Source organism: Thiorhodovibrio litoralis (assembly GCF_033954455.1).
Taxonomy (GTDB): Bacteria; Pseudomonadota; Gammaproteobacteria; order Chromatiales; family Chromatiaceae; genus Thiorhodovibrio; species Thiorhodovibrio litoralis.
Map to the genome: position 1 here is coordinate 2,420,877 of NZ_CP121473.1, position 21,003 is coordinate 2,441,879.

The window sequence follows — 21,003 nt, forward strand, 5'->3', positions numbered from 1 at the left end:
CATGATGCCGTCTCTGAATCTGAGCGACATGAGCACCAAAGAAAAGCTTCAAATGATGGAAGCCCTATGGGATTCCTTGACCGAGGATTCCACGGGGCCGCCATCCCCCGATTGGCACAGTGATGTTCTCGAAGAACGGCAGCGCAAGATTGAGGCCGGAAAGGGGGTGTTTTTGTCACTCGATGAGTTGAAGGCCAAGCGGCCATCATGAACATTCGCGAGATTCGGATTCTTTCCGATGCGGCGGATGATCTGGAACGCGGGCGAACCTTTTACGAGCAGCAGCAAACGCACCTTGGTCTCTACTTTTGGGATAGCCTGTTGGCCGATATCGAGTCATTGATGGTTTCAGGGGGTATACACAATCGTATTGAAGGTTATTACCGTCTGCTCTCGCAACGCTTCCCCTATGCCATCTACTACCAGGTGCAGGCTGACACCCTTGATGTGATTGCTGTTTTACCCTTGCGTCGCGATCCAACGTGGCTTGCGGGCGTGCTGAACGAGAGAAGCACATGATACTGATCAAGGACCTTATTCACATCCCTGAGCGCGTTCAGCGCGGGGACTTTGTGCTCAATCTGGCCAGCGGTCTGGAGGCCGAGGCGATCGAGCGCACGCTCCAGGACTATGTGGTGACTCCGCAGTTGGCGCGCTGCTTTGAGGACGCGCTGAGCTTTGTTCAGAGTACCGTCACCAGCGCGCAAAACCGCAATAAGGGCGCCTATCTGCACGGCAGCTTCGGCACGGGTAAGTCGCACTTCATGGCGGTGTTGCATCTGCTGCTGCAGGGTAACCCGCAGGCGCGCGCCATCCGCGAGCTGCACGCCTCGGTAGACAAGCACAACCACTGGATGCAGCGCCGCAACATTCTGCTGGTGCCCTATCACATGATCGGCGCCGCGAGCATCGAGGCCGGGGTGCTCGGCGGCTATGCGCGGCACATCCGCAAGCGGCACCCCGAGGCGCCGGTTCCCGGCTTCTACATGAGCGACCGGCTGTTTGAGGACGCGCAGGGTATGCGCGGGCACATGGGCGATGAGCGCTTTTTTGCCGCGCTCAATGCTGCCGTTGGGGCCGCCAATGGGACGGCTGGCGGGCCGGCGGCAGCAGGCGCCAGCGATGACGGCTGGGGCGAGCTGGCCAGCGGGTGGGATGCGGCGAGCTTCGAGGCGGTGCTCAGCGGCCAGGCGAGCGACGATGACCGCACGGAGTTGGTGAGCGCGCTGGTGCAGACCCTGTTTCGCTCCTTCGTCGATCTGGCCAACACGCAGAGCGGCGGCTATATCGAGTTCGACGAGGGACTACGAGTGATGACGCGCCACGCCAAGGCGCTTGGCTATGACGCTGTCATCCTGTTTCTTGACGAGCTGATTCTGTGGCTGGCGAGCCGGCTGTCGGATCGTCACTTCATCAGCGCGGAGATCCAGAAGGTCGTCAAGCTGGTGGAGACCGGCATACCGCGCGAGCTGCCGCTGGTGAGCTTCATCGCCCGTCAGCGCGATCTGCGCGAGTTCGTCGGCGATCAGTACAGCGGGATGGAACAGGAAATTCTCAGCGACTCGCTGAAATACTGGGAGGGCCGCTTCCATCAAATCACGCTCGAAGACCGCAACTTGCCGGTGATCGCCCAGCGGCGTTTGCTCGCCCCGGTGAGCGCGGCCGCCCAGGGCCAGATCGACGCGGCTTTTGCCGAGACCGAAAAAATGCGCGAGGAGGCTTTTAACCTGCTGCTGACCAGCCAGGGCGACCGTCAGCAGTTTCGCGCCCTGTATCCGTTCAGCCCGGCGCTGGTGCAGGCGCTGGTGGCGCTGTCCTCGGCGCTGCAGCGCGAGCGCACCGCGCTGAAGGTGATGCTGATGCTGCTGGTGGCGCAGCGCGAGACCCTGACCCTGGGGCGGGTGATCCCGGTCGGTGATCTCTATGACGTCATCGCCTCCGAGGCCGAGCCCTTCTCTGAGCAGATGCGCCAGCACTTCGATCATGCCCGGCTGCTGTTTGAACGCAAGCTGGTGCCGGTGCTGGAGCTGGAGCATCAGGTGAGCGCTCAGGCGCTGGAGGACTTAGCTGCGGATGATCCCAAGCGCCAGGCGTTTGACAATGATTTGCGCTTGCTCAAGACCCTGGTGCTGGCCGCGCTGGTGCCGGAGGTCGAGAGCTTCAAGCAGCTGACCGCGACCAAGCTCGCCGCGCTCAACCACGGCACCATCCGCTCGCCCATCCCGGGGCGCGAGGCGCAGACGGTCTTGCAGAAATGCCGCAAGTGGGCCGGGCAGGTGGGGGAGATCAAGATCTCCGAGGACAGCAACCCGACCATTGGCGTGCAGCTCTCGGGGGTGGACACCGAGAGCATCATCGAGCAGGCGCGCATCAACGATAACGACGGCAATCGCCGGCGGCTGGTGCGCGCGATGGTCTTCGAGGCCTTTGGCATTCGCGACGACCATGAGATTTTCGGCAGCGTTGAGCACGAATGGCTGTGGCGTGGCACCCGCCGGCGGGTGGAGGTGTTGTTTCAGAACATTCGTGAGATCACCGACGACAGTGTCTTCGAGGCGCGCGATGACCAGTGGAAGGTGATGATCGACTTCCCCTTCGACAGCGGCAGCTACTCGCCGACCGACGATCAGGCGCGGGTGCGCGAATTCGAGGCCAACGGCGGGCAGTCGCGCACCCTGTGCTGGCTGCCGTATTTCCTGAGCCCGAGCGCGCAGAATAATCTCGGCAAGCTGGTGGTGCTGGAGGAGATCCTCAAAAGCGAGGACAGCTTCAACCGCTACAGCGGGCACTTGAGCCCGCAGGATCGCGCCAGCGCCCGCACCCTGCTCGACAACCAGCGCAGCCAGTTGCGCCAGCAGCTCAAGGATACCCTGATGGGCGCCTATGGCGTGGCGGCGGAGCTGCCCGGCTCGCTTGATAACACCGACCTGCTTGAGTCCCAGCTCATGTCCCTGCAGCCGGGCTTTAAGCCGCGCCCGCCAGCCGGCACGACCATGGCCAAGGCGTTTGAGCAACTGCTGGGGCAGGCGCTGGCCTTTCAGTATCCGGATCACCCGGAATTTGATGCTGAGATTCGCCTGGGCGATCTGAACAAGGTGCTTGGCGAACTGCGCCGCGCCATGCATGCCCAGAACGGGCGCATTGATGTCGACGGCCCCTTGCGCCCGCTGATGCGTCAGATCGCCCAGCCGCTGAAGCTCGGTGAGATGCACGAGCGGCACTTTTTGTTTAAGGAGGACTGGCCGCGGCATCTCGGACGTGCCGTTGCTCAGGCTCGGCCTTCCCCTAATAAGGCATCTGATCAGGCATCTGGCCAGGTATCCGATCAGACATCCGGCCAGGGAGCAGGGGGGGAGTTGCGGGTTGCCATGCTGCGCGCGGCCATGGATGAGCCGCGCCCGCGGGGGCTGCCAACGCCGGTGCAGAACCTGCTGATTCTGGTGTTTGCCGAGCATGGCCAATACGCCTTCAACTTCCGTGGTGGACCCTTCGAGGATGTCGGCCTCAAGGATATCCGCGATGATCTGGTGCTGATCAAGCAGGCGTTGGCCGAGCCCCAGACCTGGCAACGGGCCTTGGAGCATTTCGCCGCCGTGCTGGGTCATGCGATCAATCCCTTGCGCACCGCCAATCATCAGAACGCGTTGCAGAAAGAGGCGCACGCCGAGGCCAATGCCCGGCTGGAAGATTGCCGCGCGCTGGTCGCTGATTTGATCCAACAGCTCAATGCCCTGGGACTGGCGGCGACGGGCAACCGCCTGGCCAACGCCAAGCTCGCCGTGCAGTGGCTGGAGGACATGCAGTCCCGCGAGGGCCCCGCACTGGTCGAGGCCCTGGCGGATCTCAAACCTGTCACCAGTGCGCAGGCGCTGGGGCGGAGCATCATCAGTGCGACGCGGGTGAGCAACGCGCTGGCGGACAACAACTGGGACTTGCTGAAGGCGGTCTGGGACAGCGGCGAGGGCACGCGCATCAAGCAAGCCGTGGCCGAGGCGCTGGCGGCCGATGAGTTGGTCACCTCGCTCGCCGACGCCCTGAAGCAGGCCCAACGGGATGCCACCCGTCTGATTCGGCGCCCGCCGCCGGTTGATCCCCCGGTTGAACCGCCGGTCGTTCCATCGTTGGACCCCATCAAGCCGCCAGGGGGCAGCAAGGGCAAGCGGGTGCTCAAAGAGGATAGCCGGCAAGGTCTGAACCTTGGCGAGGCGCGCCGGGCGCTGAAAGAGATCGCGTCCTTGCTGGAAGGGGACGTGACCTTGGACATTCGCTATCAGATCCTTGGGGATGCCGATGACTGACGCGCTCCCCAGCGCCATCTTGACCCAAATCCAGGCCATCCTGACCAAGGATGCCGAGGCCGATCGCATTGCACTCTTCTGGCCGGAACCGCTGCCGGCGGGCGAATGGCGTGAGCAGGTGGCGGGTCGGTCGCTGCGCCTGGTCTATTGCCCCTCCGAGCTGGCCATGCGCGAGCGGTTGATCAGCCATCGCCCGGGCGCGGAGCGGTTGGTCATGCTGACGCCTTTCGACGAGACGCGCCTGTCGAAGGATGTGCTGGCGCGGCTGTGGAACTGTGAGCCCAAGCGCATCAGCCCCTGGCACACGCTGGAACAGCTATTGCAGACGCGCCAGATCGACCCGAGGCTGACGACCAAGTCCTACCGCTGGATCGCCGAGGCCTTGGTCGATGGCTTCGACCGCTATCGCGGGCGTCTCTCGTTTGGCGAGGTGCTGGATCTGGAAACCGCCTGGCGGGCCTTGGCGCTGGCCTGGCTGGACTTTAGCGCCGAGACGCCGGACCTGGATGCGCTGCTGGCGTGGTCGCTCGACGCGGACGCGGCAGCGTCGGTGGCGGCGCTGCCTGCCTCTGTCGCCGAGCATCTCGAGGATTGGCTTGGCCCGGCCCTTGGCGGTGCTGGCAGCGAACAGACTTCACTGGTTTTGGGCCTGTGGCGGGCCGGCCATGCGGGCGACATGGTCGCCATCGGGTTGGTGTGCGCCGCGCTCTATCACCCTGGGCGCAAGCTTGAAACCAAGTCTGAGCCCAACCCTGATCAGGCGCTGTTCCAGGCGCGCGGGCGGCTGCGCGAGCGACTGCTCGGCGGTCTGATTATCACGGACACCGCATTGCAGGGCTACGGGCGTGCAACAGTCGCCGCCATCACCCGGCACACGACAGCCGGCACCCACCGCGCGCTGGATGCGGCTTTCGATCAGGCCGAGCAGATGCTCGCCAGCCTCGACATGCTGGCATTGGCCGAAACCTCCGACCTGTTGCCGGCGGCCTTCGGTCAGCGTCTTGACCGGCTCGCCGCGAGGCTGACGGAGGCACTGGCCGGGAAGGCGATCGCACCCGCGCTCGATACGCTCGCTGATCTGCGCCGTCATCGGCTCGCCAAGGTGCGCGGCGAGCAGCTCGCGACGGCTGCGCTCGCAGTGCGGGCGTGCCTTTGGCTGCGCACTCCGGAGCCTGTTCCCGCAAGCATGAAGGATGCGGTTCGGGACTATGTCACCAACGGCGGCTTTCTCGACTGGGCGCGCAGTCGTCTGTGGTCGGGCGATGCCCATGAGGGGCTGAGCCGGGTCTACGCCAAGCTCGTCAGCCAAGTGTCGGCGCGACGCGAGCGCTTTAATGCGCGGTTCGCGGACTTTCTGCCTGCGATTGCGCGGGGCGATCAGTCCGGTCCCCAGGCCGAACCTTGGTTTCAGCCGATTGAGCGGGCTATGGAGACGCTGGTGGCCCCTTTAGCCAGACAACAGCCGGTGCTGGTGCTGGTGCTGGATGGCATGAGTCAGGCGGTCTACCTCGAGCTGACGCAGAATCTGTCGCGTCAGGGGTGGGTCGAGCTACAGCCCGACGCTTGTCACGGCGATCAGCTTGATGCGCAATCCAAGGCTCCGCTTAGCGGCGGCTCCGGTCCCTGCTGTCTGTTGGCCGCCTTGCCGAGCGTTACCCGGGTCAGCCGCTTTGCCTTGTTGTCGGGAACAATTGGCGAAGGCGGCAGCCATGACGAGAAAAAGGCCTTCGCCGCGCATCCGGCTTTTAAACCCTTGTCGGCGAAGTTTCCCCCCGTGCTGCTGCACAAGGCCGACCTCCAACAGCACGGCAGCGGCGCCCTGGCCGACGGGGTGCGTGAGCTTATCGCAGGCCCTGAACGCAAGGTGGTGGGCGCCGTGATCAACGCTGTCGACGACCATTTGAGCAGTGGTGCTCAGGTGGCAATGCGTTGGTCGGTGGACTCCATCGGTGTGTTGGGTCAGCTTCTTGATGCGGCACGCGAATCGGGTCGGCTGGTCATTCTGACCAGCGATCACGGTCATGTGCTAGACCATGACATGACACTGGTCAAGAGCGCGGGCGAGGCGGAGCGCTGCAAACCCGTCACCGAGCCGGTCGGGGAGGGTGAACGCCGGGTCTCTGGTGCGCGCGTGGTCGCGCCGGATCAGGCCCCGAATCATGGCCCAAATCAGGGTGTCGTGCTGCCCTGGTCCGAGCGGATTCGCTACGCGGCCAAAAAGATGGGTTACCACGGCGGAGGCTCGCCGCAGGAAGTCCTGGTGCCCTTCGGTGTCTACCGCAGCGCGGGCGATGTGGGCGAACTTGAGGGCTGGCAAGAGGTCGCCCGCCAGACGCCCGATTGGTGGAATCTAGCCGCCGACGCGCAATTCGCCACCAACGTGCATCCGGAAACTGTTGGTTGGGTAGAGCGAAGCGTGCAAAACACCCCCGCCGAATCGCCATCCCCGCCCGCCAAACTGCTCCAGGCAGCCAAGTCGCACAAGCGCGATGAGCGCACGCTCGATCTTTTCGCCCATTTGTCCGAGCCGGAGCCGACCACTCAAGGCAATGAAGATTGGGTCGAAAAGGTGCTCCGCTCCCCCGTCTATGCGCAGATGAAGGCCCGCGGTGGCCGCGTGCGCGTCAGCGATGCACAGCTGCGAACCCTCCTCGAAGCACTCGATGCAGCGGGCGGCCAACAGATGACAGCCGCTCTCGCCCAGCGGCTCGGTATTCCCGAGCTGCGCCTCAATGGATTTCTGGCCGGCGTGCAGAAACTGCTCAATGTCGACGGCTACCCCGTCTTGTCGATTGATCGTGCGTCCAAGACGGTGCGGCTCGATTTGCGGTCATTAAAGACGCAGTTTGAAGTATGAGCATCAGCCACCAGCGCAGAGCGGACATTATTGATGCGTTGCGGCGAGGCACGGTGCCTGAGTATGGGCTGGACGCTCTCGCCGTCGGCCTGGCACCTTTCGAGGCCGCCTTTGATGTGGAGCTTGAGAGCGTCGCCCGAGGGCGTGGTCAGTTCAAGGCGGTGCGCGGTGAGTATGGCAGTGGCAAGACCTTTGTCGCCCGTTGGCTGCGCGAGCGTGCGCATCGGTTGGGCTTCGCCTGTGCCGAGGTGCAGATCTCGGAGACGGAGACCCCACTGCATCGGTTGGAAACCGTCTACCGCCGCCTGATCGAGCGGTTGACGACGGCCGACTCGCCGTCTGGTGCCTTCCGCAACGTCATCGACGCCTGGTTCTTCGCCCTTGAGGAGGATGTGATCGCCCAAGGCGAGGTCGATCCCGCCGACATCGCTGCATTGATGCGGGCGACGGATGCTCTGATGGAACAGCGCCTCGGTGAGGTGGTGCGCGCGGCACCGGCGTTCGCGTTGACCTTACGGGCCTATCGGCGCGCTTTGCTGGAGGGGCGCGAGGATCTCGCCGATGGTTTGCTCGGCTGGATGGCCGGTCAGCCGAACATCGCCGCGACGATCAAGCGCTACGCCAACATCAAAGGCGACATCGACCACTTCGGCGCCCTGAGCTTCCTGCAGGGGGTGCTGACCATCCTCAAGGATTCGGGCCATCCCGGGCTGCTGCTGGTGCTCGATGAGGTCGAGACCCTGCAACGCATGCGCGGCGACGTGCGCGACAAGAGTCTGAATGCGCTGCGACAACTGATGGATGAGATCGACAGCGGGCGCTTCCCGGGACTCTATCTGGTGATCACCGGGACGCCGCCGTTCTTCGACGGTCCCATGGGTGTGCAGCGCCTGCCACCCCTGGCACAGCGCCTGGCGGTGGACTTCGCGACCGAGGCTCGCTTTGACAATCCGCGCGCGGTGCAGATTCGGCTCAAGGGGTTCGATGTCGACGCGCTCTGCGAGGTCGGCTTCAAGGTGCGGGATCTCTATCTGGAGGGTGCGACATCCGGGCGCCTCGGGCAACGGGTCGATGATGCCTATGTGGCCGACTTGGCCAGAGCGGTCACCGGCGCCCTGGGTGGCAAGGTCGGCATCGCGCCACGGGTGTTTCTGAAGAAGCTGGTCGGTGAGGTGCTCGATCGGGTCGATCAGCATGCCGATTTTGATCCTCGTCGGCATTATGCGCTCACCCTTGGCGATGCTGAGCTGACGGCCGTCGAGCGCGCGGCCTGCTGCGTCGACCGCTGGGCCGATCGTCCCGACGACATTGAGTTGGAGCTGTAAGTGATGGTGCAAGAATCAGTGAGGATTCAATCGTCAGCCACGGCGTTGGGCACGCTTCGCTTTGCCCAACCTACTCGGATATGGTAGCTGAGACCGACGCCTTCGAGCGGCTGCACCCGGCGCTGCAGCACCACATCGTCAATAGCCTCGGCTGGCGGTCGCTGCGACCGCTGCAAGCAGCAGCCATTGCTCCAATCCTCAATGGCGAGCATGCGATCCTGTTGGCGCCCACGGCTGGCGGCAAGACGGAAGCGGCGATCTTTCCAGTGCTCTCGCGCATGCTGAGCGAAGGCTGGGACGGGCTTAGCGTGCTCTACGTCTGCCCGATCAAGGCACTGCTCAACAACCTCGAGCCACGCCTCGCCCAGTTGGCGGGGTTGCTTGGGCGCCGTGTCGCGCTCTGGCACGGCGATATCAGTCCGGCACGCAAGGCCAAGTTGGTCGCCGATCCGCCTGACTTGCTGCTGACAACGCCTGAGTCATTGGAGGTGACACTGATTTCGCGGCGCATCGACCATTGGCGGTTGTTCGCCGCCCTGCGCTGCGTCATTGTCGATGAGATCCATGCCTTTGCCGGCGACGACCGTGGCTGGCATCTGCTGTATCTGCTTGAACGGCTGAGCCGCATCGCTGGGCGCGAGTTGCAACGCCTGGGCCTTTCAGCGACGGTCGGTAATCCCGAGCCGCTGTGCGATTGGTTGGCAGGCGGTCTCACCCAACCGCGCCGCGTCATCCAGCCGCCAGCGGAGGGCGGACCAGCGCCCGAGGTCGAACTCGACTGGGTCGGTAATCTGCGCAATGCCGCCTTGGTCATCTCCCGCCTGCATCGCGGCGAGAAGCGATTGGTATTCTGCGATAGCCGGTCGCGGGTCGAGGAACTGGCCATTGAGCTGCGAACCTTGGGTGTCGAGACCTTCGTCTCACATAGCTGCCTCAGCCTGGAGGAGCGCCGCGCGGCCGAGTCGGCCTTCGGTCAGGGGCAGAATTGCGTCATCGTCGCGACCAGTACCCTCGAGCTTGGAATTGATGTCGGGGATCTCGACCGGGTGATCCAGATTGATGCGCCGAGCACTGTGTCGTCATTCTTGCAGCGGATCGGGCGGACGGGTCGCCGTGCCGGGAGCGCGCGCAATTGTCTGTTTCTGATCACCAAGGAGGAGGCGTTTCTGCCGGCGGCGGCGCTCTTACTGCTGTGGAGCGAGGGTTTTGTCGAGCCGATTGAGCCGCCGGCGTTGCCGTTGCATCTGTTTGCGCAGCAGATCATGGGGCTGGCGCTGCAGGAATCCGGCCTCATGGCGGCGGATTGGCCTGCCTGGCTGGGGCGTCGACCAGGCCTGGAGGCGGTCGAGCCACAGGTGCTGGAGCAGGTTCTGGCGTTCATGCATCAGACCGAGATCCTGCATGCCGACCAGGGCCTGTTCGGCATTGGCCAATCAGGCGAGCGCCAGTTTGGTGCCAAACATTTTATGGAGCTGTTCTCGGTCTTCGTCAGTCCGCCTGCGATCAAGGTTTTTCATGGCCGACAAGAGATCGGCGAAGTCCATCAGTCGACGTTCATTGTGAAAGAGCAGGGACCCGCAGTGCTCACGCTCGCCGGGCGCGCTTGGGCGACCAAGTACCTTGATTGGCCAGGGCGCAAAGCCTATGTGGAGCCAACTGAGCTACGTGGACGCTCGCGCTGGCTCAGCGCCGGCCAGCCGCTGCATTTCGCGCTCTGCCAAGCGGTGGCTCGCGTGTTGGTGAGCCAGGATTTGCCCTTTGCTTGTTCGCGCCGGGCTCTGGAGCACCTGGAAGGCCTGCGCGAAGCCTTCGATTGGGTCGATCCTGATAAGAGCTTCCTGATCGCTTACGCGCCGGACCATCTGGTCTGGTGGACCTTTGCCGGCCAACTCGCCAATGCAGCCATTGCGCATGCCCTGGAAGGCGAAGCAAGCAAAGTCGCGGCTGACAACCTGGGCGTCAGTTTCCGGGGTAGCGTGGATATAGAGTCGCTGCGGGCTGCGATCACGAATACGGTGCTTAGCGGCGACATCGCTATCCGTCTGCCTCTGGATGAGGATTTTGTTGCCGAGCTGAAATTTGGAACCTGTCTGCCAAAGACGTTGCGAGACGAAGAACTGACGGCGCGCTTTGATTGCTTCGCGGCGCTCTCAGCCCTGCGCGAGAAACCAATGGAGCATGTTTGGACCAGAGACCAAGGCCAAGCGCTTTGATCTGAAATGTGGAAAGACTGATTCGCCCCGCGCAATAACGACCGGCACTTTCCCTCCTGCTTCCCGTTCGCGCGCAGAGCGCGCCTAATGACTGCGGTGGGCCGAAAAGGATATTTTGTCCATTACCGACATCAAGACCGCCGAGACAACGAAGGTGAGATGGATGATGACGTACCAGAGGAGTTTGTCGTTGGCGATCTGCTCGGCGTTCATGAACGCCTTGAGCAAATGGATGGACGAAATCGCAACGATGGATATCGCCACTTTCAGCTTCAGGGTGCTGGGGTCGAGCTTGCCCAGCCCAGCCAACCCAGTTTTTCGCTGTCCGCGTCGATGTCCATCTTGGAGACAAAATTCTCGTAGCCGGAGAACATCACCATCACCATCACCACCAGGCTGGCGACCAGCACCAGATCAACGAGCGTGAGCACGGTGAGAATCAATTCCGTCTCCTTCATCGTCCAAAGATGAAGGAAAAGGTGGAAAATCTCCTGAAAAAACTTTAACCCCAGGGCAACAAGCACCAAGCTAAGCCCGAGATAAACCGGGGCCAAAATCCAGCGGGATGCGAACAGGGACTTCTCGATCATGCGCTCGATCATCTTTGGCCTCGCGTTGCTTGGCAGCGAGCTTGGTCGTGAGGGAGGGGTTTGGTGCAGTGCGGCATTCGCAGGTGTGTTGGATGGGCCAGTAGGCTTCTCAGCGGGGAACCGATGCGGGCCTGAACGATCTGCCTGAGCGCTCTGATCGGTGCGCCGCGAGGCACTGGCAGGATCGTTCCGGGGCGAGATCGTTAATCCTTCACAACCATGTAGTCGCTCTTGTAGCGCTCGCGATCGTCCTTGACGCCGGGATTGAGTCCAAGGGCTGACATTTTCTCTTTCATCCAGCCGGGCAGGGGGCCGCGCACATAAACGCAATCGGCATCATCCTTGGCGACATAAACGGGGTAGTTGCGCGCACCGGATTGCCTCGAGCGCCCTTTGGTGGGTGAACCGCAGACCTCATCAAAGTCAAAGCCTTCTTCCTTGAGGCGCGCTTTGAATTCCGCGACCAGTTCCTTTTTTCTGTCGATGCGCTTGGCTTGCAGTGCGCGGGAAATTTCCGCTTTTTGCTCTTCGAGCACCTTCAGTTGCTCATGCAATTCCTGATATTCCATCCGGATCTATCCTGTGTGGTGAAAGCCCGCCAGTATAAAACAAAGCATCCGATCAACGCAGTTGCCAGCGCGCTGGAAATACCATCGACTCCAAGATCACGAAAGACGATGAGCAAGGACACCGGGAGCGCATTGGCTATCTGGCAGAATAGCGAACCCTCTCCGTGACCCGGCGCGCCCGAGCACTGGCAACACCTGCACCGCCAGGCTTTAACGCCAGGACGGTCGTGAGGAAACGCTGGTTAACCCGCTCCAAGTTGGTCGACCGCCCACCGGGGATTCAGGTCACCGCTGGCGTTTTCTGCCAGTAGTGGCGATCATCTAGCTGGGCGAGGACGAACTCAGCGACGTCCGCGCGACTGATGCGCCCACCCTTGATGGATTTATCCAGACCATGGCGATAGGTCCCGGTGCGCGGTCCATCGGTGAGCCCGCCTGGGCGGACAATGGTCCAATCGAGGCCGCTGGCGCGGATCAACTGCTCCTGCTCCGCCTTCGCCTGCATGATGGCTTTCAGGCTCAGGTCCATGATCCAGCGAAACAGCGGATTGAGCTGACGACGGCTGTCGCCGACGCCCATGGATGTGACGGCAATCAACCGGCGCACCGCGCTCGCCTGCATGGCCTCGACAATCACCGCCGTGCCGCGTGCCTCGATCGGCGGCTGTTTCGGCTTTGAGCCCAGCACGCAAATCACAGCATCCGTTCCAGTAATGCACTGCCGGGTCGCGGTCGCATCCAGGACATCACCGGGAATCAGCCTGAGCCCATCCTGCGCGGGTAAGCTGGTTGGATCGCGCACCAAGGCCTGGATGCGATGGCCCTGCGTCAGGGCTTGTGCCAGCACCTCGCGCCCGGTCCCGCCGGTTGCGCCGAATAGAGCAATATGCATTAGATAAACCCTTCTGCTCAGTCAGTCACGGTCAGTTTGGGCGCTACGATAACACGAGGAGCGAACCGCGAAGAGCGTGCTTGGAAGTGCCAGGAATGCGACCCCTTAAAAGAGGCAGTAACCGCGAGGCGAGGATTGACCGCGTTGCTGAGCCATTAGCGCGAACGCACGCAATAGTTTCCGCTGGTATACCAGCCCGCCGGGCAACTTGAGCCAACCTTCTCAATTGCTGGTTTGGCGTTCTTGCCTGCCACGCAGTAACTGCTATTGGTGTAATACCCGGCCGGACAGCTCCCGGATTTTGGCAGCGCATCCCGCGCGCCGGAACCTGGCACACAATAATCACCCTGGGTGCGGTAGCCGCTGGGACAGCTGCCTTGTTTGACCAGTGGCTCCAACGCAAGGCTGATTTTGCTGCCGGTCAGCAGGAGGAGGGCGAGGGCGGTTGTGGACAAGATGGCAGGTAAGGCCGTTGGTGACAATGGCATGGTCAACCCCTGAAGATGGTCGTGAGTGTGCGGTGGATGCGAGAATCTCGGCGCCGAGTCAGCTGTTGCGAGGTCAATCACCGGATTGAATACGACTATGAGTTTTAGCGATCTATCGATCCTCTTTGCCATCATGCTGGCACTGGCCGCCATGCCAAGCACCAGCGTCGTATTGGTCGTCACGCGCGCGGCGATGGGCGATCTTTCCCAGGGTATCGCCGTCACATGCGGGATCGTCCTGGGCGACCTGCTCTTTGTCGCCACCGCGCTGTTTGGGTTAGCGGCCTTGGCCGAGCGTTTGGGCGGACTGTTCGTGCTGATCAAGGTGCTCGGCGGCCTGTACCTGCTATGGCTTGGCGGCACACTGCTGCGAGCACGCGCGAAACGCGACAGCGTCAACCCAAGCCTCGTCAGGCAATCGGGACTGCTTGGGAGCCTTCTCGCTGGACTGGTGTTAACGCTGGGCGACCTCAAAGCGATTCTGTTCTATGCCAGCATTTTTCCCTTGGTGATGCAAAACGATCAGCTCGCCGCGGTGGATGTGGTGGCTGTCATGGCCGTCACAATAACGAGCGTCGGTGGTGTGAAACTGCTCTATGCGTTCAGCGCGCGCAAGCTGGCCACGATGGTTCAAGACAGGCGCATGCGACGGATCGGCCAACGCGGCGCTGGCGTGCTCCTGGTTGGCGCGGGTGGGTCGCTGATTATCTCAACGGCGGGCTGAGACGATCTTTCGGCTTGGTGCCTTGGCATCAGCGCCTCGTCGGGAACAGCTATCAGCGGTCTGCAGAGCAGCTTGCCAGCCGCGGCACCGGACTGGCAGGATGGCGTCATGACGTCGAATTGCACCTCCTCAGATCACCAAGACGCGAGAGCCACTGCCGACCATGAGGCGGTGGAGCGCTTCTGCACCGGTTGTAACTGCTCCCAGGCGGTGGTGTCGGTCTATGCCGAGCGCTATGGAATCGACCCGGCACTGGCGATGCGCCTGGCCACTGGACTCGGGGGTGGCATCGGGCGCATGGGCGGCACTTGCGGCACCCTGGCCGGAGCGGCGCTGGTGCTGGGTCTGGAATACGGCCCGAGCGAGCCTGATCCCGTCGCCAAGGATCGCGTCTATACATAAGCCCGCGCGCTACAGCAGCGCTTCATCGATCGCCACGGCAGCAATCAATGCCGCGACTTGCTCGGTTTTGACCTGGCCGAGGATGCCGGTTATCGGGGCGCCCGTGACGCCGGGGTATTCAAGGAGCGCTGCCCCAGTTTCGTGGCGACAGCCGTGCAGTTGCTGGATGAACTCCTGCAGCCCGAGGCCGCTCAGGAGACCAAATCATAAAACCGGGCGTTCGTGACCCGCTGCAGCTCGACGGGGCTAAGCTCGATCTCCAGACCGCGCCGGCCGGCACTGACAAACATGCGATCCAACGCCTCGGCACTGCGATCAACAAAGGTATCCAGCCGACGCTTTTGCCCAATCGGGCTGATTCCGCCGAGCAGATAACCGGTGCTGCGCTCAGCCTGTGCCTTCTCCGCCATGGCCGCCTTCTTGCCGCCGGCTGCCTTGGCAAGCGCCTTCAAACTCAGTTGCCGACTGACCGGCACGACGGCCACCACCAGCCCATATTTAACAACTGGTCACAGAATTATCTTGATTTTCAGCAGGATAAGTGTACACAGATATCCGTTACGGCACTACATTTGCGATTTTGCCGCCGGTGCTGCTCATTCAGATCAAAGTCAGCTGTTGTCCACCCGGGCGATCACTCACGCCCAAGGCATCGTAAATGGCTTGCTGGCGCGGCTCCGCCCTTGTGGCTTTGCGAATATGCAGGGTGCGCCCATCGTCGCGCTTGAGCTCAACCGTGACGCGATCTTGCCCATCGAGCTCACGGCGGATGCCCTCCCAGCTCAGATGAATGCCAGCGGCTTTCAGCTGCAAGCGCAGGGTATGAACCAGATGGTAGGCTAGTACCGAGATGAACAGGTGCGCGCTAACCCGGTCGGTTTTATGGTGATAGACTGGGCGCAGGCCGAGTTCCGACTTCAGGGAGCGAAACACCGCTTCCAGATCGGTGAGCATGACAAAGGTGTGCCATAGGCGCGCTTCATCCCATTCGGTTTGATTCGTGCGTAGGCAATAGACACCGGGCAAGGTGTCATCGACCGGGGTGATCCGCGACCATCGGATGGCCTTGGCCTTTTTCCCTTTCTCATCGGGGTCGACGCTGATCTCGTAGTAGCGCGCGGCACGCGGATATTTCTGCTTCAGCCGCCCGATGCGCTCGATGACTTTCTCAAAGCGCTTGACGGTGCCTGGCTTGTGCAACCCATCGGCGAGTTGCTGCAGGGCCTGCTCGAAGCGTTGCGCGAAGCGATCGGCAATGCCGCGATCTTTGAGCTCACGTTGGCTGGAGTGACAATACAGCTCGACTTCGTTGGTTTCTTTCTTGACTACCCGCTGGGCGCGGATGGTCAGTGGGCCGTCTTCTTTGATCAAACAGGCCGCCTCGGGATCGAACTGCAGATGTCGCTTTCGGCTGACCACGACATAGCGGTAGCCCTGCGCCACCAGCCAGGCGATGTTCTCCTCGGTGGCAATGCCGGCATCGAGCACCACCGTCGGTGGGGTGCGTTGTTGCTCGGGCGTCAAGGCACGCAGCATTTTTGCCAGCGTCTCGGCTTCCACGGCGTTCCCAGCGAACACCTCGCTGCGTTTGGGAAAGCCACTGGCATCGAGCGTCAGCGCCAGGGTGACCAGCGGGCAGTCGCTGCGCTTTTCTTTCGAACGGCCAAAGGCGGCGTTGGCGTTATGCTTGGCGCTGCCCTCGAAATAGGTATTGGTCAGGTCGTAGAGCGTAATCACTTCATCAAGTTCGAACAGATCGCGCTCGCGGGCATACAGGAAGGACTCCAATGCCGGTTTGTGGGCGAGCAGCCGATCGGTGATGCGGTAGAGCGCCATCAGATCCAGGTCGGCGAAATCAACGTCGATCAACTCGCCCAGGGCGCTGCGCTGTTGCAACCACTGATGGGTCGCCAACTCGCTACCCGGCACCACCATGCGACCGATCACATTGCCGATGGCCGCCGCGCGTTGCGGGCCGCTGAAGCCCAAAGCCGTGAGTTTTTCATCCAAGCCCATCTGCCCCCAGGCGGCCAAGGCGACATGCTCGACCGCGACACTGCGCGGGCGCACCACATCGACTGTCTCGACATCGACCCGTTGGAAGTTGGGCGCGCTCCCCTCGGAGGGATCCTCCCCCGCGCGGGCGCGAATCACCTGCGCCGCCAACTGTTGCGCCAGCGGCTCCCAACGGGCATCGAGGTCAATGAACAGCTCCGACTGCCCGCCCACCAAGGCCTCAATGCGCCGTGCCAAGGCCGGCCATTGCCCGCGCGGGACCTCGAAGTGACGGCCGAGATTCAGCACCGTGCGCTGGCGCACCCGCCCGGCTTCGCGCACCGACTCCACCAGCCGATAGGTGAAGTACGGCTGACCAGTGCGTCGGCTCTTGATGGTGGTGCGGCGAATGTACATGCACGCATGCTCCGCTGCGCGGGCGCGCGCGTCAATGGGGCTCCGTAATATTATGGCACTACATTTGGGTCGCCAGTTTCAAGTCACTGATCCGGCAGGATATTATTTTCTCTCCAGAGAAAACTTCAATGACTTACGCCGATTTTCGGCGTGGAAATGTTAAATATGGGCCAGGGTTTTGGTATCCAGGCTGACGACCAAGGTCTTGAACACCAGCGCAGGGTCGAGCCCGAGTTGATCGGCGGCCTCTCGGCCATAGGCGGTGGTGCCAGGGTCGTGGTGGTAGGCATGCACCCGGTGGGCGATGCCCAGGCGCTTCAGGGTATCGATGGCGGGTGTCATGACTGGATGCGCGATCAGGGTCGGGTCCAAACCGGGCTACTGGATGCACAGGGTCTTGGCATTGCAGAAGCTGCGGATCCCCAATAGCCCCAGCTCGCGCCCATAGCCAGAGTTCCTGATGCCGCCAAAGGGCAGGCGCGGGTCACTTTTGACCATGTCATTCACAAAGGCGCAGCCGCACTGCATGCGCCGCGCGAAGGCCTCACCACGCGTGCGGTCTTGGCTCCAGACACTGCCGCCGAGGCCAAAGTCCGAGTCATTCGCCAGGCGCAGGGCATCGGCTTCATCGCGCGCGCGGATGATGGCGGCCACCGGGCCAAAGAGCTCCTCGTGATACGCCGGCATCCCCGGCGCGCAAGCATCCAGCACGGTCGGGGCATAGAACCAGCCAGGTCGTTCCAATGATGCACCACCGGTCACCAAGCGCGCGCCCTTGGCAATGCTCGCCTGAACCTGGGCATGCAACTGATCGCGCAGATCAGAGCGGGCGAGGGGCGGGAGTGTGGTCTCGGGCAGCAGGGGATCACCAGGGATCAGAGCCTCCGCCGCTGCCTTGAACGCCGCCAGGAAGGCATCGGCACTCTCTGGCACCAGGATGAAGCGCTTGGCGGCGATGCAGCTCTGTCCGCCGTTGAGAAAACGCGCCTTGGCCGCCACGGTCGCGGCCTGCTCGACATCGGCGTCCGCCAGCACCACAAAGGCATCCGACCCGCCAAGCTCCAGGATCGACGGTTTGATGCTGGCACCCGCGGCCGCTGCCACGCGCCGGCCGGCAGTCTCGCTGCCGGTCAGGCTGACGCCACGGATGCGGGCATCACCCACCAGCGCCTCGGCCTGCTCACCCGCGATGAGCAGGGTTTGGAGCAGGCAGTCAGGCGCCCCCGCCTCGCGAAACAGCCGCTCGATCGCCAAGGCACAACCGGGTACATTGGAGGCATGCTTGAGCAGCACCGGATTGCCGGCGGCGAGCGCCGGCGCGGCACAGCGGAACACCTGCCAAAACGGAAAATTCCAGGGCATGATCGCCAACCAGACCCCGAGCGGCTGATAGGCCACCAGGCTGCGGGTTGCATCGGTGTCGATCAATTCATCGGCCAGCATGCGCTCGGCGTGCTCGGCATAGTAGTCGCAAACCCAGGCGCATTTGTCGATCTCCGCTAATGCCTCGGCGCGCAGCTTGCCCATCTCGGTGGTGATCAGGGTCGCCAGGGTCTCTTGCTGAGTCCGCAGCCGCTCACCCACTGAGACGAGCAGTCGAGTTCGCTCAGCGAGGGGTGTTTCGGCCCAAAGCACGCTCGCTCCCTGCGCGGCGGCCAGAGCCTGCTCAATCCGCCGTGAATCGAAGGCGGAGACCTGCCCGATGCAAGCCTCGGTGGTGGGATTGATGGATGTGAACATCATTGATGGATCGGCTGAAAGATGTGACAGTGAGCCAAAGCCAAGCGCCAGCGAACGTTAAGCCCCAATGGATTATCCCGCATTTCTGAACAGCCTGAACGCGGCGACCTGTCCCATCACCGAGCACCCCTGCCTGGCCGCGCTCTGGTTCGATGCCAAGGGCGATTGGAACCGCGCCCACGAGATCGTCCAATCCCTGCCAGATGGCCCACCTGAAACTGGTGCTGCGCGGATTCACGCCTACCTGCACCGCAAGGAAGGGGATCTGTGGAATTCCCGCTACTGGCATCGGCGGGCCGGCAGTGACTTTCCCGATCACCTCAGCGTGCAAGAGGAATGGGCGCAGCTTGTCAGGGATACTCTGGACCAGTTAACTGGTCGAGGCGACGGATGCTGACGGCTCCAAGCGACTGATCCCGGGAAATGCTCCGACATGCAGCTGAACCATCTACCCTGCTTGGATTCACTCGACCACGCCGAGGCGCGCCGACGCGAGCTGCAAATCCCCCGCGAGCGGGCCGCCGCGCTCGGTCAGTCGGCCGTCGATGCCATCTTGCAGGGGGATTACACCAACGCCCAGGGCCAGCGCGTTGTCTGGCAGCCAGCCATCGTGCAGGCGATGGCCTTGCGACGTTCCATCCCGCCAGATGAACTCTTGCCGACAGCGGATCGCTGCGCTGCTGAATCCACGCGCGTCCAAGTCGTCAACGAGACCACCCTGGCCGCCGCCGAGCGCCTGACCCGTGCCGGTGCTACCTCGGTGCTGGCGCTCAACTTCGCCAATGGGGTTCATCCCGGCGGCGGCTTCCTGCACGGTGCCCGCGCACAGGAAGAAGTCCTGTGTCGTTCCAGTGCGCTCTATGCCACCCTGGAGGGCGATCCGATGTACGCCGCCCATCAGCAACGCCCGTTGCCCGACTCCACCGACTGGGCCATCTACTCCCCGCTGGTGCCGGTGTTCCGCCGCGATGACGGCACGCCCTTGGATGCGCCCTGGCTGTTGTCTTTTCTGACCTGCGCCGCACCCTATGCACCGCGGGTCGGCCAGCCGCGCTCGGGCGATCTGTTGCACCAACGCATCCATCGGGTGCTGGCCATCGCCCATGCCATGGGCCATGACGCCCTGGTGCTCGGTGCCTGGGGCTGCGGTGCGTTCGGTAATGATCCGCGTCGCACCGCTGAGTCCTTCCGCACCCACTTGGAGCAGACATTTCCCCGCGCGTTCGATGACGTCGTTTTCGCCATCACCGACTGGTCGCCTGAACGCGCCACCCTGGGGCCCTTTCGCGAGGTCTTCGGCCAGCCGGCCAGAGGCACGCGCGCGGCCCGGCTCATAGCAGGTGCACCAAGATGGCTCGCCTCACTTCGACGCGGAAACTCAGGTTTTCCCCAGCAACAATCGGCAAGTACCCAAGAGCCTATTGAAAATTCTCCTTATCCACCACGCCTGTGGATAACCTTGTGGGTAAGGCTGTGAGATGGCTTCTAAACCCTTGTCCCGGCGCGCGTCGTTTCCGATTGGTCAGAATTGTTTCAGTCTGTAAGTCACTGTTTTTAATTTCTCTTGCTGCCCATTCCAACAAGGTGCAAGGGGTTGAAGCCCGAAATGGGGCGCAGAGCGTGTGTCATTCTGGCCTGTTCATAAACTCCGGCCCGTTTGTCAAGTCCTCATGTGCCATTCGGGGCGATCGGTTTGCAAAGCTGTGATCTGAGGCCGGGAATATCGGCGCGGGCGGCATGGTGCGAAACGAACCGAATCCCTGGCATCAGCGGATGGAATCGGTCTGTCCAATCGTCGCGGAGATCAGCGGGCCTGTCGGCACCAAACATTCCGGTGCATCGAAGCGCGGCTGGCCAACCGACCGGGTGACGGGATAGCCGATCATCTCCTCCCCTGGAAAGGGTTGCAGCAACCCCGTCAGTTGCGTCTTGCTCTGATTGTCAGGGTTCAACCATTCAGCCCAGTGCGCGCGATCAAGGATGACCGGCATGCGGTCATGGACGGCGGCGATAGTGGCGTTGGCCTGGGTGACAATGATGGTCGCGCTCTCAACGCACTCGCCTGAGCCTGGATCAGTCCACTGCTCCCACAGCCCGGCCAAGGTCATCGGCTGCTCATCCCGGCGCCGAAAGGCAAAGGGCTGCTTGCCGTTGGGCGTGCTCTTCCATTCGTAGAAGGCATCGGCTGGAATCAAACAGCGCCGATGTTTGAATGCCGCACGAAAGGACGGCTTCTCCGCCACCGTCTCGGCACGGGCGTTGAAGGTTTTGTATCCAAGCTTGCGATCCTTGGCCCAGCTCGGCAGCAGACCCCAATGTAAAGAGGCGAGTTCTCGCTGCCCGTCCGCTTGGACGCGACAGGCGAGAATCCGGCTGCCCGGCGCGAGGTTGTAACGCGCCGGCGGTATTTCGGTCGGCGGTTGCGCCTCCAGCCAGTCCGCCGTCGCCTGCACATCGAAACATTGCGCAAAACGTCCGCACATCGGCCTGTCC

At 62.6% G+C, this 21,003-nt stretch carries 21 protein-coding genes; 11 read left to right on the plus strand and 10 right to left on the minus strand.

Annotated elements, in window-relative coordinates:
* Position 1 precedes the first annotated feature (1 nt).
* The 6 genes from Thiosp_RS10775 to Thiosp_RS10800 all read left to right on the plus strand — a co-directional run bounded on the left by Thiosp_RS10775 (position 2) and on the right by Thiosp_RS10800 (position 10,693).
* A complete protein-coding gene (locus Thiosp_RS10775; protein WP_201065795.1) occupies positions 2-211 on the plus strand; it encodes an addiction module protein in 210 nt (69 codons plus the stop codon).
* Positions 208-519 (plus strand): type II toxin-antitoxin system RelE/ParE family toxin, encoded by a 312-nt coding sequence (locus tag Thiosp_RS10780; RefSeq protein WP_201065794.1) that lies wholly within the window; start codon positions 208-210, stop codon positions 517-519. The genes Thiosp_RS10775 and Thiosp_RS10780 overlap by 4 nt, the downstream gene beginning before the upstream one ends.
* The gene (locus Thiosp_RS10785; RefSeq protein WP_201065793.1) at positions 516-4,298 is read left to right on the plus strand and encodes a phage resistance protein; all 3,783 of its coding nucleotides are present in this window, start codon (positions 516-518) and stop codon (positions 4,296-4,298) included. Before Thiosp_RS10780 ends, Thiosp_RS10785 begins: the two co-directional genes overlap by 4 nt.
* A complete protein-coding gene (gene pglZ / locus Thiosp_RS10790; protein ID WP_201065774.1) occupies positions 4,291-7,155 on the plus strand; it encodes a BREX-2 system phosphatase PglZ in 2,865 nt (954 codons plus the stop codon). Before Thiosp_RS10785 ends, pglZ begins: the two co-directional genes overlap by 8 nt.
* Entirely contained in the window at positions 7,152-8,480 is a 1,329-nt protein-coding gene (gene brxD, locus Thiosp_RS10795) for a BREX system ATP-binding protein BrxD (protein ID WP_201065773.1), read from the plus strand. The genes pglZ and brxD overlap by 4 nt, the downstream gene beginning before the upstream one ends.
* Before the next feature lie 80 nt (positions 8,481-8,560).
* Positions 8,561-10,693 (plus strand): DEAD/DEAH box helicase, encoded by a 2,133-nt coding sequence (locus tag Thiosp_RS10800; RefSeq protein ID WP_201065772.1) that lies wholly within the window; start codon positions 8,561-8,563, stop codon positions 10,691-10,693.
* An 84-nt stretch (positions 10,694-10,777) separates the two neighbouring features.
* On the opposite strand, the gene Thiosp_RS24955 is transcribed toward Thiosp_RS10800, so the two are convergent.
* The 5 genes from Thiosp_RS24955 to Thiosp_RS10820 all read right to left on the minus strand — a co-directional run bounded on the left by Thiosp_RS24955 (position 10,778) and on the right by Thiosp_RS10820 (position 13,232).
* Positions 10,778-11,002, minus strand: coding sequence for a YqhA family protein (locus Thiosp_RS24955; protein WP_456129271.1), 225 nt, complete (start codon positions 11,000-11,002; stop codon positions 10,778-10,780).
* Entirely contained in the window at positions 10,966-11,295 is a 330-nt protein-coding gene (locus Thiosp_RS24960) for a YqhA family protein (protein ID WP_430738942.1), read from the minus strand. Before Thiosp_RS24960 ends, Thiosp_RS24955 begins: the two co-directional genes overlap by 37 nt.
* 191 nt (positions 11,296-11,486) lie before the next feature.
* Complete coding sequence (locus Thiosp_RS10810; protein WP_201065771.1) at positions 11,487-11,852, minus strand: H-NS family nucleoid-associated regulatory protein; 366 nt, start codon at positions 11,850-11,852, stop codon at positions 11,487-11,489.
* Between the two features lie 280 nt (positions 11,853-12,132).
* On the minus strand, positions 12,133-12,744 hold the full coding sequence (locus tag Thiosp_RS10815) for an NAD(P)-dependent oxidoreductase (protein WP_201065770.1): 612 nt from the start codon (positions 12,742-12,744) through the stop codon (positions 12,133-12,135).
* 155 nt (positions 12,745-12,899) lie between these two features.
* The gene (locus Thiosp_RS10820; protein WP_201065767.1) at positions 12,900-13,232 is read right to left on the minus strand and encodes a hypothetical protein; all 333 of its coding nucleotides are present in this window, start codon (positions 13,230-13,232) and stop codon (positions 12,900-12,902) included.
* Positions 13,233-13,329: 97 nt separating this feature from the next.
* On the opposite strand from Thiosp_RS10820, the gene Thiosp_RS10825 reads away from it, so the two are divergent.
* The 3 genes from Thiosp_RS10825 (at position 13,330) to Thiosp_RS10835 (ending at position 14,568) form a co-directional block, all read left to right on the plus strand.
* Positions 13,330-13,956 (plus strand): LysE family translocator, encoded by a 627-nt coding sequence (locus Thiosp_RS10825; RefSeq protein WP_201065765.1) that lies wholly within the window; start codon positions 13,330-13,332, stop codon positions 13,954-13,956.
* A 108-nt stretch (positions 13,957-14,064) separates the two neighbouring features.
* The gene (locus tag Thiosp_RS10830; protein WP_242518451.1) at positions 14,065-14,358 is read left to right on the plus strand and encodes a C-GCAxxG-C-C family protein; all 294 of its coding nucleotides are present in this window, start codon (positions 14,065-14,067) and stop codon (positions 14,356-14,358) included.
* Between the two features lie 57 nt (positions 14,359-14,415).
* Positions 14,416-14,568 carry a hypothetical protein gene (locus Thiosp_RS10835; RefSeq protein ID WP_242518449.1) on the plus strand — a complete coding sequence of 51 codons (153 nt, stop codon included), beginning with the start codon at positions 14,416-14,418 and terminating at the stop codon, positions 14,566-14,568.
* Here Thiosp_RS10835 and Thiosp_RS10840 read toward each other — a convergent pair.
* The 4 genes from Thiosp_RS10840 to Thiosp_RS10855 all read right to left on the minus strand — a co-directional run bounded on the left by Thiosp_RS10840 (position 14,550) and on the right by Thiosp_RS10855 (position 18,513).
* Positions 14,550-14,810: a YbaK/EbsC family protein gene (locus Thiosp_RS10840; RefSeq protein ID WP_242518447.1), complete on the minus strand. Its 261-nt coding sequence runs from the start codon at positions 14,808-14,810 to the stop codon at positions 14,550-14,552. The two genes, Thiosp_RS10835 and Thiosp_RS10840, sit on opposite strands and share 19 nt — an antisense overlap.
* Before the next feature lie 148 nt (positions 14,811-14,958).
* Positions 14,959-16,770 carry an IS1634 family transposase gene (locus Thiosp_RS10845; protein WP_323696449.1) on the minus strand — a complete coding sequence of 604 codons (1,812 nt, stop codon included), beginning with the start codon at positions 16,768-16,770 and terminating at the stop codon, positions 14,959-14,961.
* Positions 16,771-16,929: 159 nt separating this feature from the next.
* Positions 16,930-17,112 carry a YbaK/EbsC family protein gene (locus Thiosp_RS10850; RefSeq protein WP_323697048.1) on the minus strand — a complete coding sequence of 61 codons (183 nt, stop codon included), beginning with the start codon at positions 17,110-17,112 and terminating at the stop codon, positions 16,930-16,932.
* A 36-nt stretch (positions 17,113-17,148) separates the two neighbouring features.
* Entirely contained in the window at positions 17,149-18,513 is a 1,365-nt protein-coding gene (locus Thiosp_RS10855) for an NAD-dependent succinate-semialdehyde dehydrogenase (RefSeq protein WP_323697049.1), read from the minus strand.
* A 64-nt stretch (positions 18,514-18,577) separates the two neighbouring features.
* Here Thiosp_RS10855 and Thiosp_RS10860 point away from each other — a divergent pair, with 64 nt between their 5' ends.
* Together Thiosp_RS10860 and Thiosp_RS10865 are read left to right on the plus strand one after the other, a co-directional pair.
* Positions 18,578-18,907, plus strand: coding sequence for a hypothetical protein (locus tag Thiosp_RS10860; RefSeq protein ID WP_201068669.1), 330 nt, complete (start codon positions 18,578-18,580; stop codon positions 18,905-18,907).
* 36 nt (positions 18,908-18,943) lie between these two features.
* The gene (locus tag Thiosp_RS10865; RefSeq protein WP_201068670.1) at positions 18,944-19,987 is read left to right on the plus strand and encodes a TIGR02452 family protein; all 1,044 of its coding nucleotides are present in this window, start codon (positions 18,944-18,946) and stop codon (positions 19,985-19,987) included.
* Positions 19,988-20,276: 289 nt separating this feature from the next.
* Here the strand turns inward: Thiosp_RS10865 and Thiosp_RS10870 are convergent, their stop codons facing one another.
* Positions 20,277-20,993 carry an SOS response-associated peptidase gene (locus tag Thiosp_RS10870; protein WP_201068671.1) on the minus strand — a complete coding sequence of 239 codons (717 nt, stop codon included), beginning with the start codon at positions 20,991-20,993 and terminating at the stop codon, positions 20,277-20,279.
* Positions 20,994-21,003 lie beyond the last annotated feature (10 nt).

Coding starts and splice junctions, on each gene's coding strand:
- Thiosp_RS10775 (WP_201065795.1), top strand. CDS start 2: ATGATGCCGTCTCTGAATCTGAGCGACATGAGCACCAAAGAAAAGCTT.
- Thiosp_RS10780 (WP_201065794.1), top strand. CDS start 208: ATGAACATTCGCGAGATTCGGATTCTTTCCGATGCGGCGGATGATCTG.
- Thiosp_RS10785 (WP_201065793.1), top strand. CDS start 516: ATGATACTGATCAAGGACCTTATTCACATCCCTGAGCGCGTTCAGCGC.
- pglZ (WP_201065774.1), top strand. CDS start 4,291: ATGACTGACGCGCTCCCCAGCGCCATCTTGACCCAAATCCAGGCCATC.
- brxD (WP_201065773.1), top strand. CDS start 7,152: ATGAGCATCAGCCACCAGCGCAGAGCGGACATTATTGATGCGTTGCGG.
- Thiosp_RS10800 (WP_201065772.1), top strand. CDS start 8,561: ATGGTAGCTGAGACCGACGCCTTCGAGCGGCTGCACCCGGCGCTGCAG.
- Thiosp_RS24960 (WP_430738942.1), bottom strand. CDS start 11,295: ATGATCGAGCGCATGATCGAGAAGTCCCTGTTCGCATCCCGCTGGATT.
- Thiosp_RS10810 (WP_201065771.1), bottom strand. CDS start 11,852: ATGGAATATCAGGAATTGCATGAGCAACTGAAGGTGCTCGAAGAGCAA.
- Thiosp_RS10815 (WP_201065770.1), bottom strand. CDS start 12,744: ATGCATATTGCTCTATTCGGCGCAACCGGCGGGACCGGGCGCGAGGTG.
- Thiosp_RS10820 (WP_201065767.1), bottom strand. CDS start 13,232: ATGCCATTGTCACCAACGGCCTTACCTGCCATCTTGTCCACAACCGCC.
- Thiosp_RS10825 (WP_201065765.1), top strand. CDS start 13,330: ATGAGTTTTAGCGATCTATCGATCCTCTTTGCCATCATGCTGGCACTG.
- Thiosp_RS10830 (WP_242518451.1), top strand. CDS start 14,065: ATGACGTCGAATTGCACCTCCTCAGATCACCAAGACGCGAGAGCCACT.
- Thiosp_RS10845 (WP_323696449.1), bottom strand. CDS start 16,770: ATGTACATTCGCCGCACCACCATCAAGAGCCGACGCACTGGTCAGCCG.
- Thiosp_RS10850 (WP_323697048.1), bottom strand. CDS start 17,112: ATGACACCCGCCATCGATACCCTGAAGCGCCTGGGCATCGCCCACCGG.
- Thiosp_RS10855 (WP_323697049.1), bottom strand. CDS start 18,513: ATGATGTTCACATCCATCAATCCCACCACCGAGGCTTGCATCGGGCAG.
- Thiosp_RS10860 (WP_201068669.1), top strand. CDS start 18,578: ATGGATTATCCCGCATTTCTGAACAGCCTGAACGCGGCGACCTGTCCC.
- Thiosp_RS10865 (WP_201068670.1), top strand. CDS start 18,944: ATGCAGCTGAACCATCTACCCTGCTTGGATTCACTCGACCACGCCGAG.
- Thiosp_RS10870 (WP_201068671.1), bottom strand. CDS start 20,993: ATGTGCGGACGTTTTGCGCAATGTTTCGATGTGCAGGCGACGGCGGAC.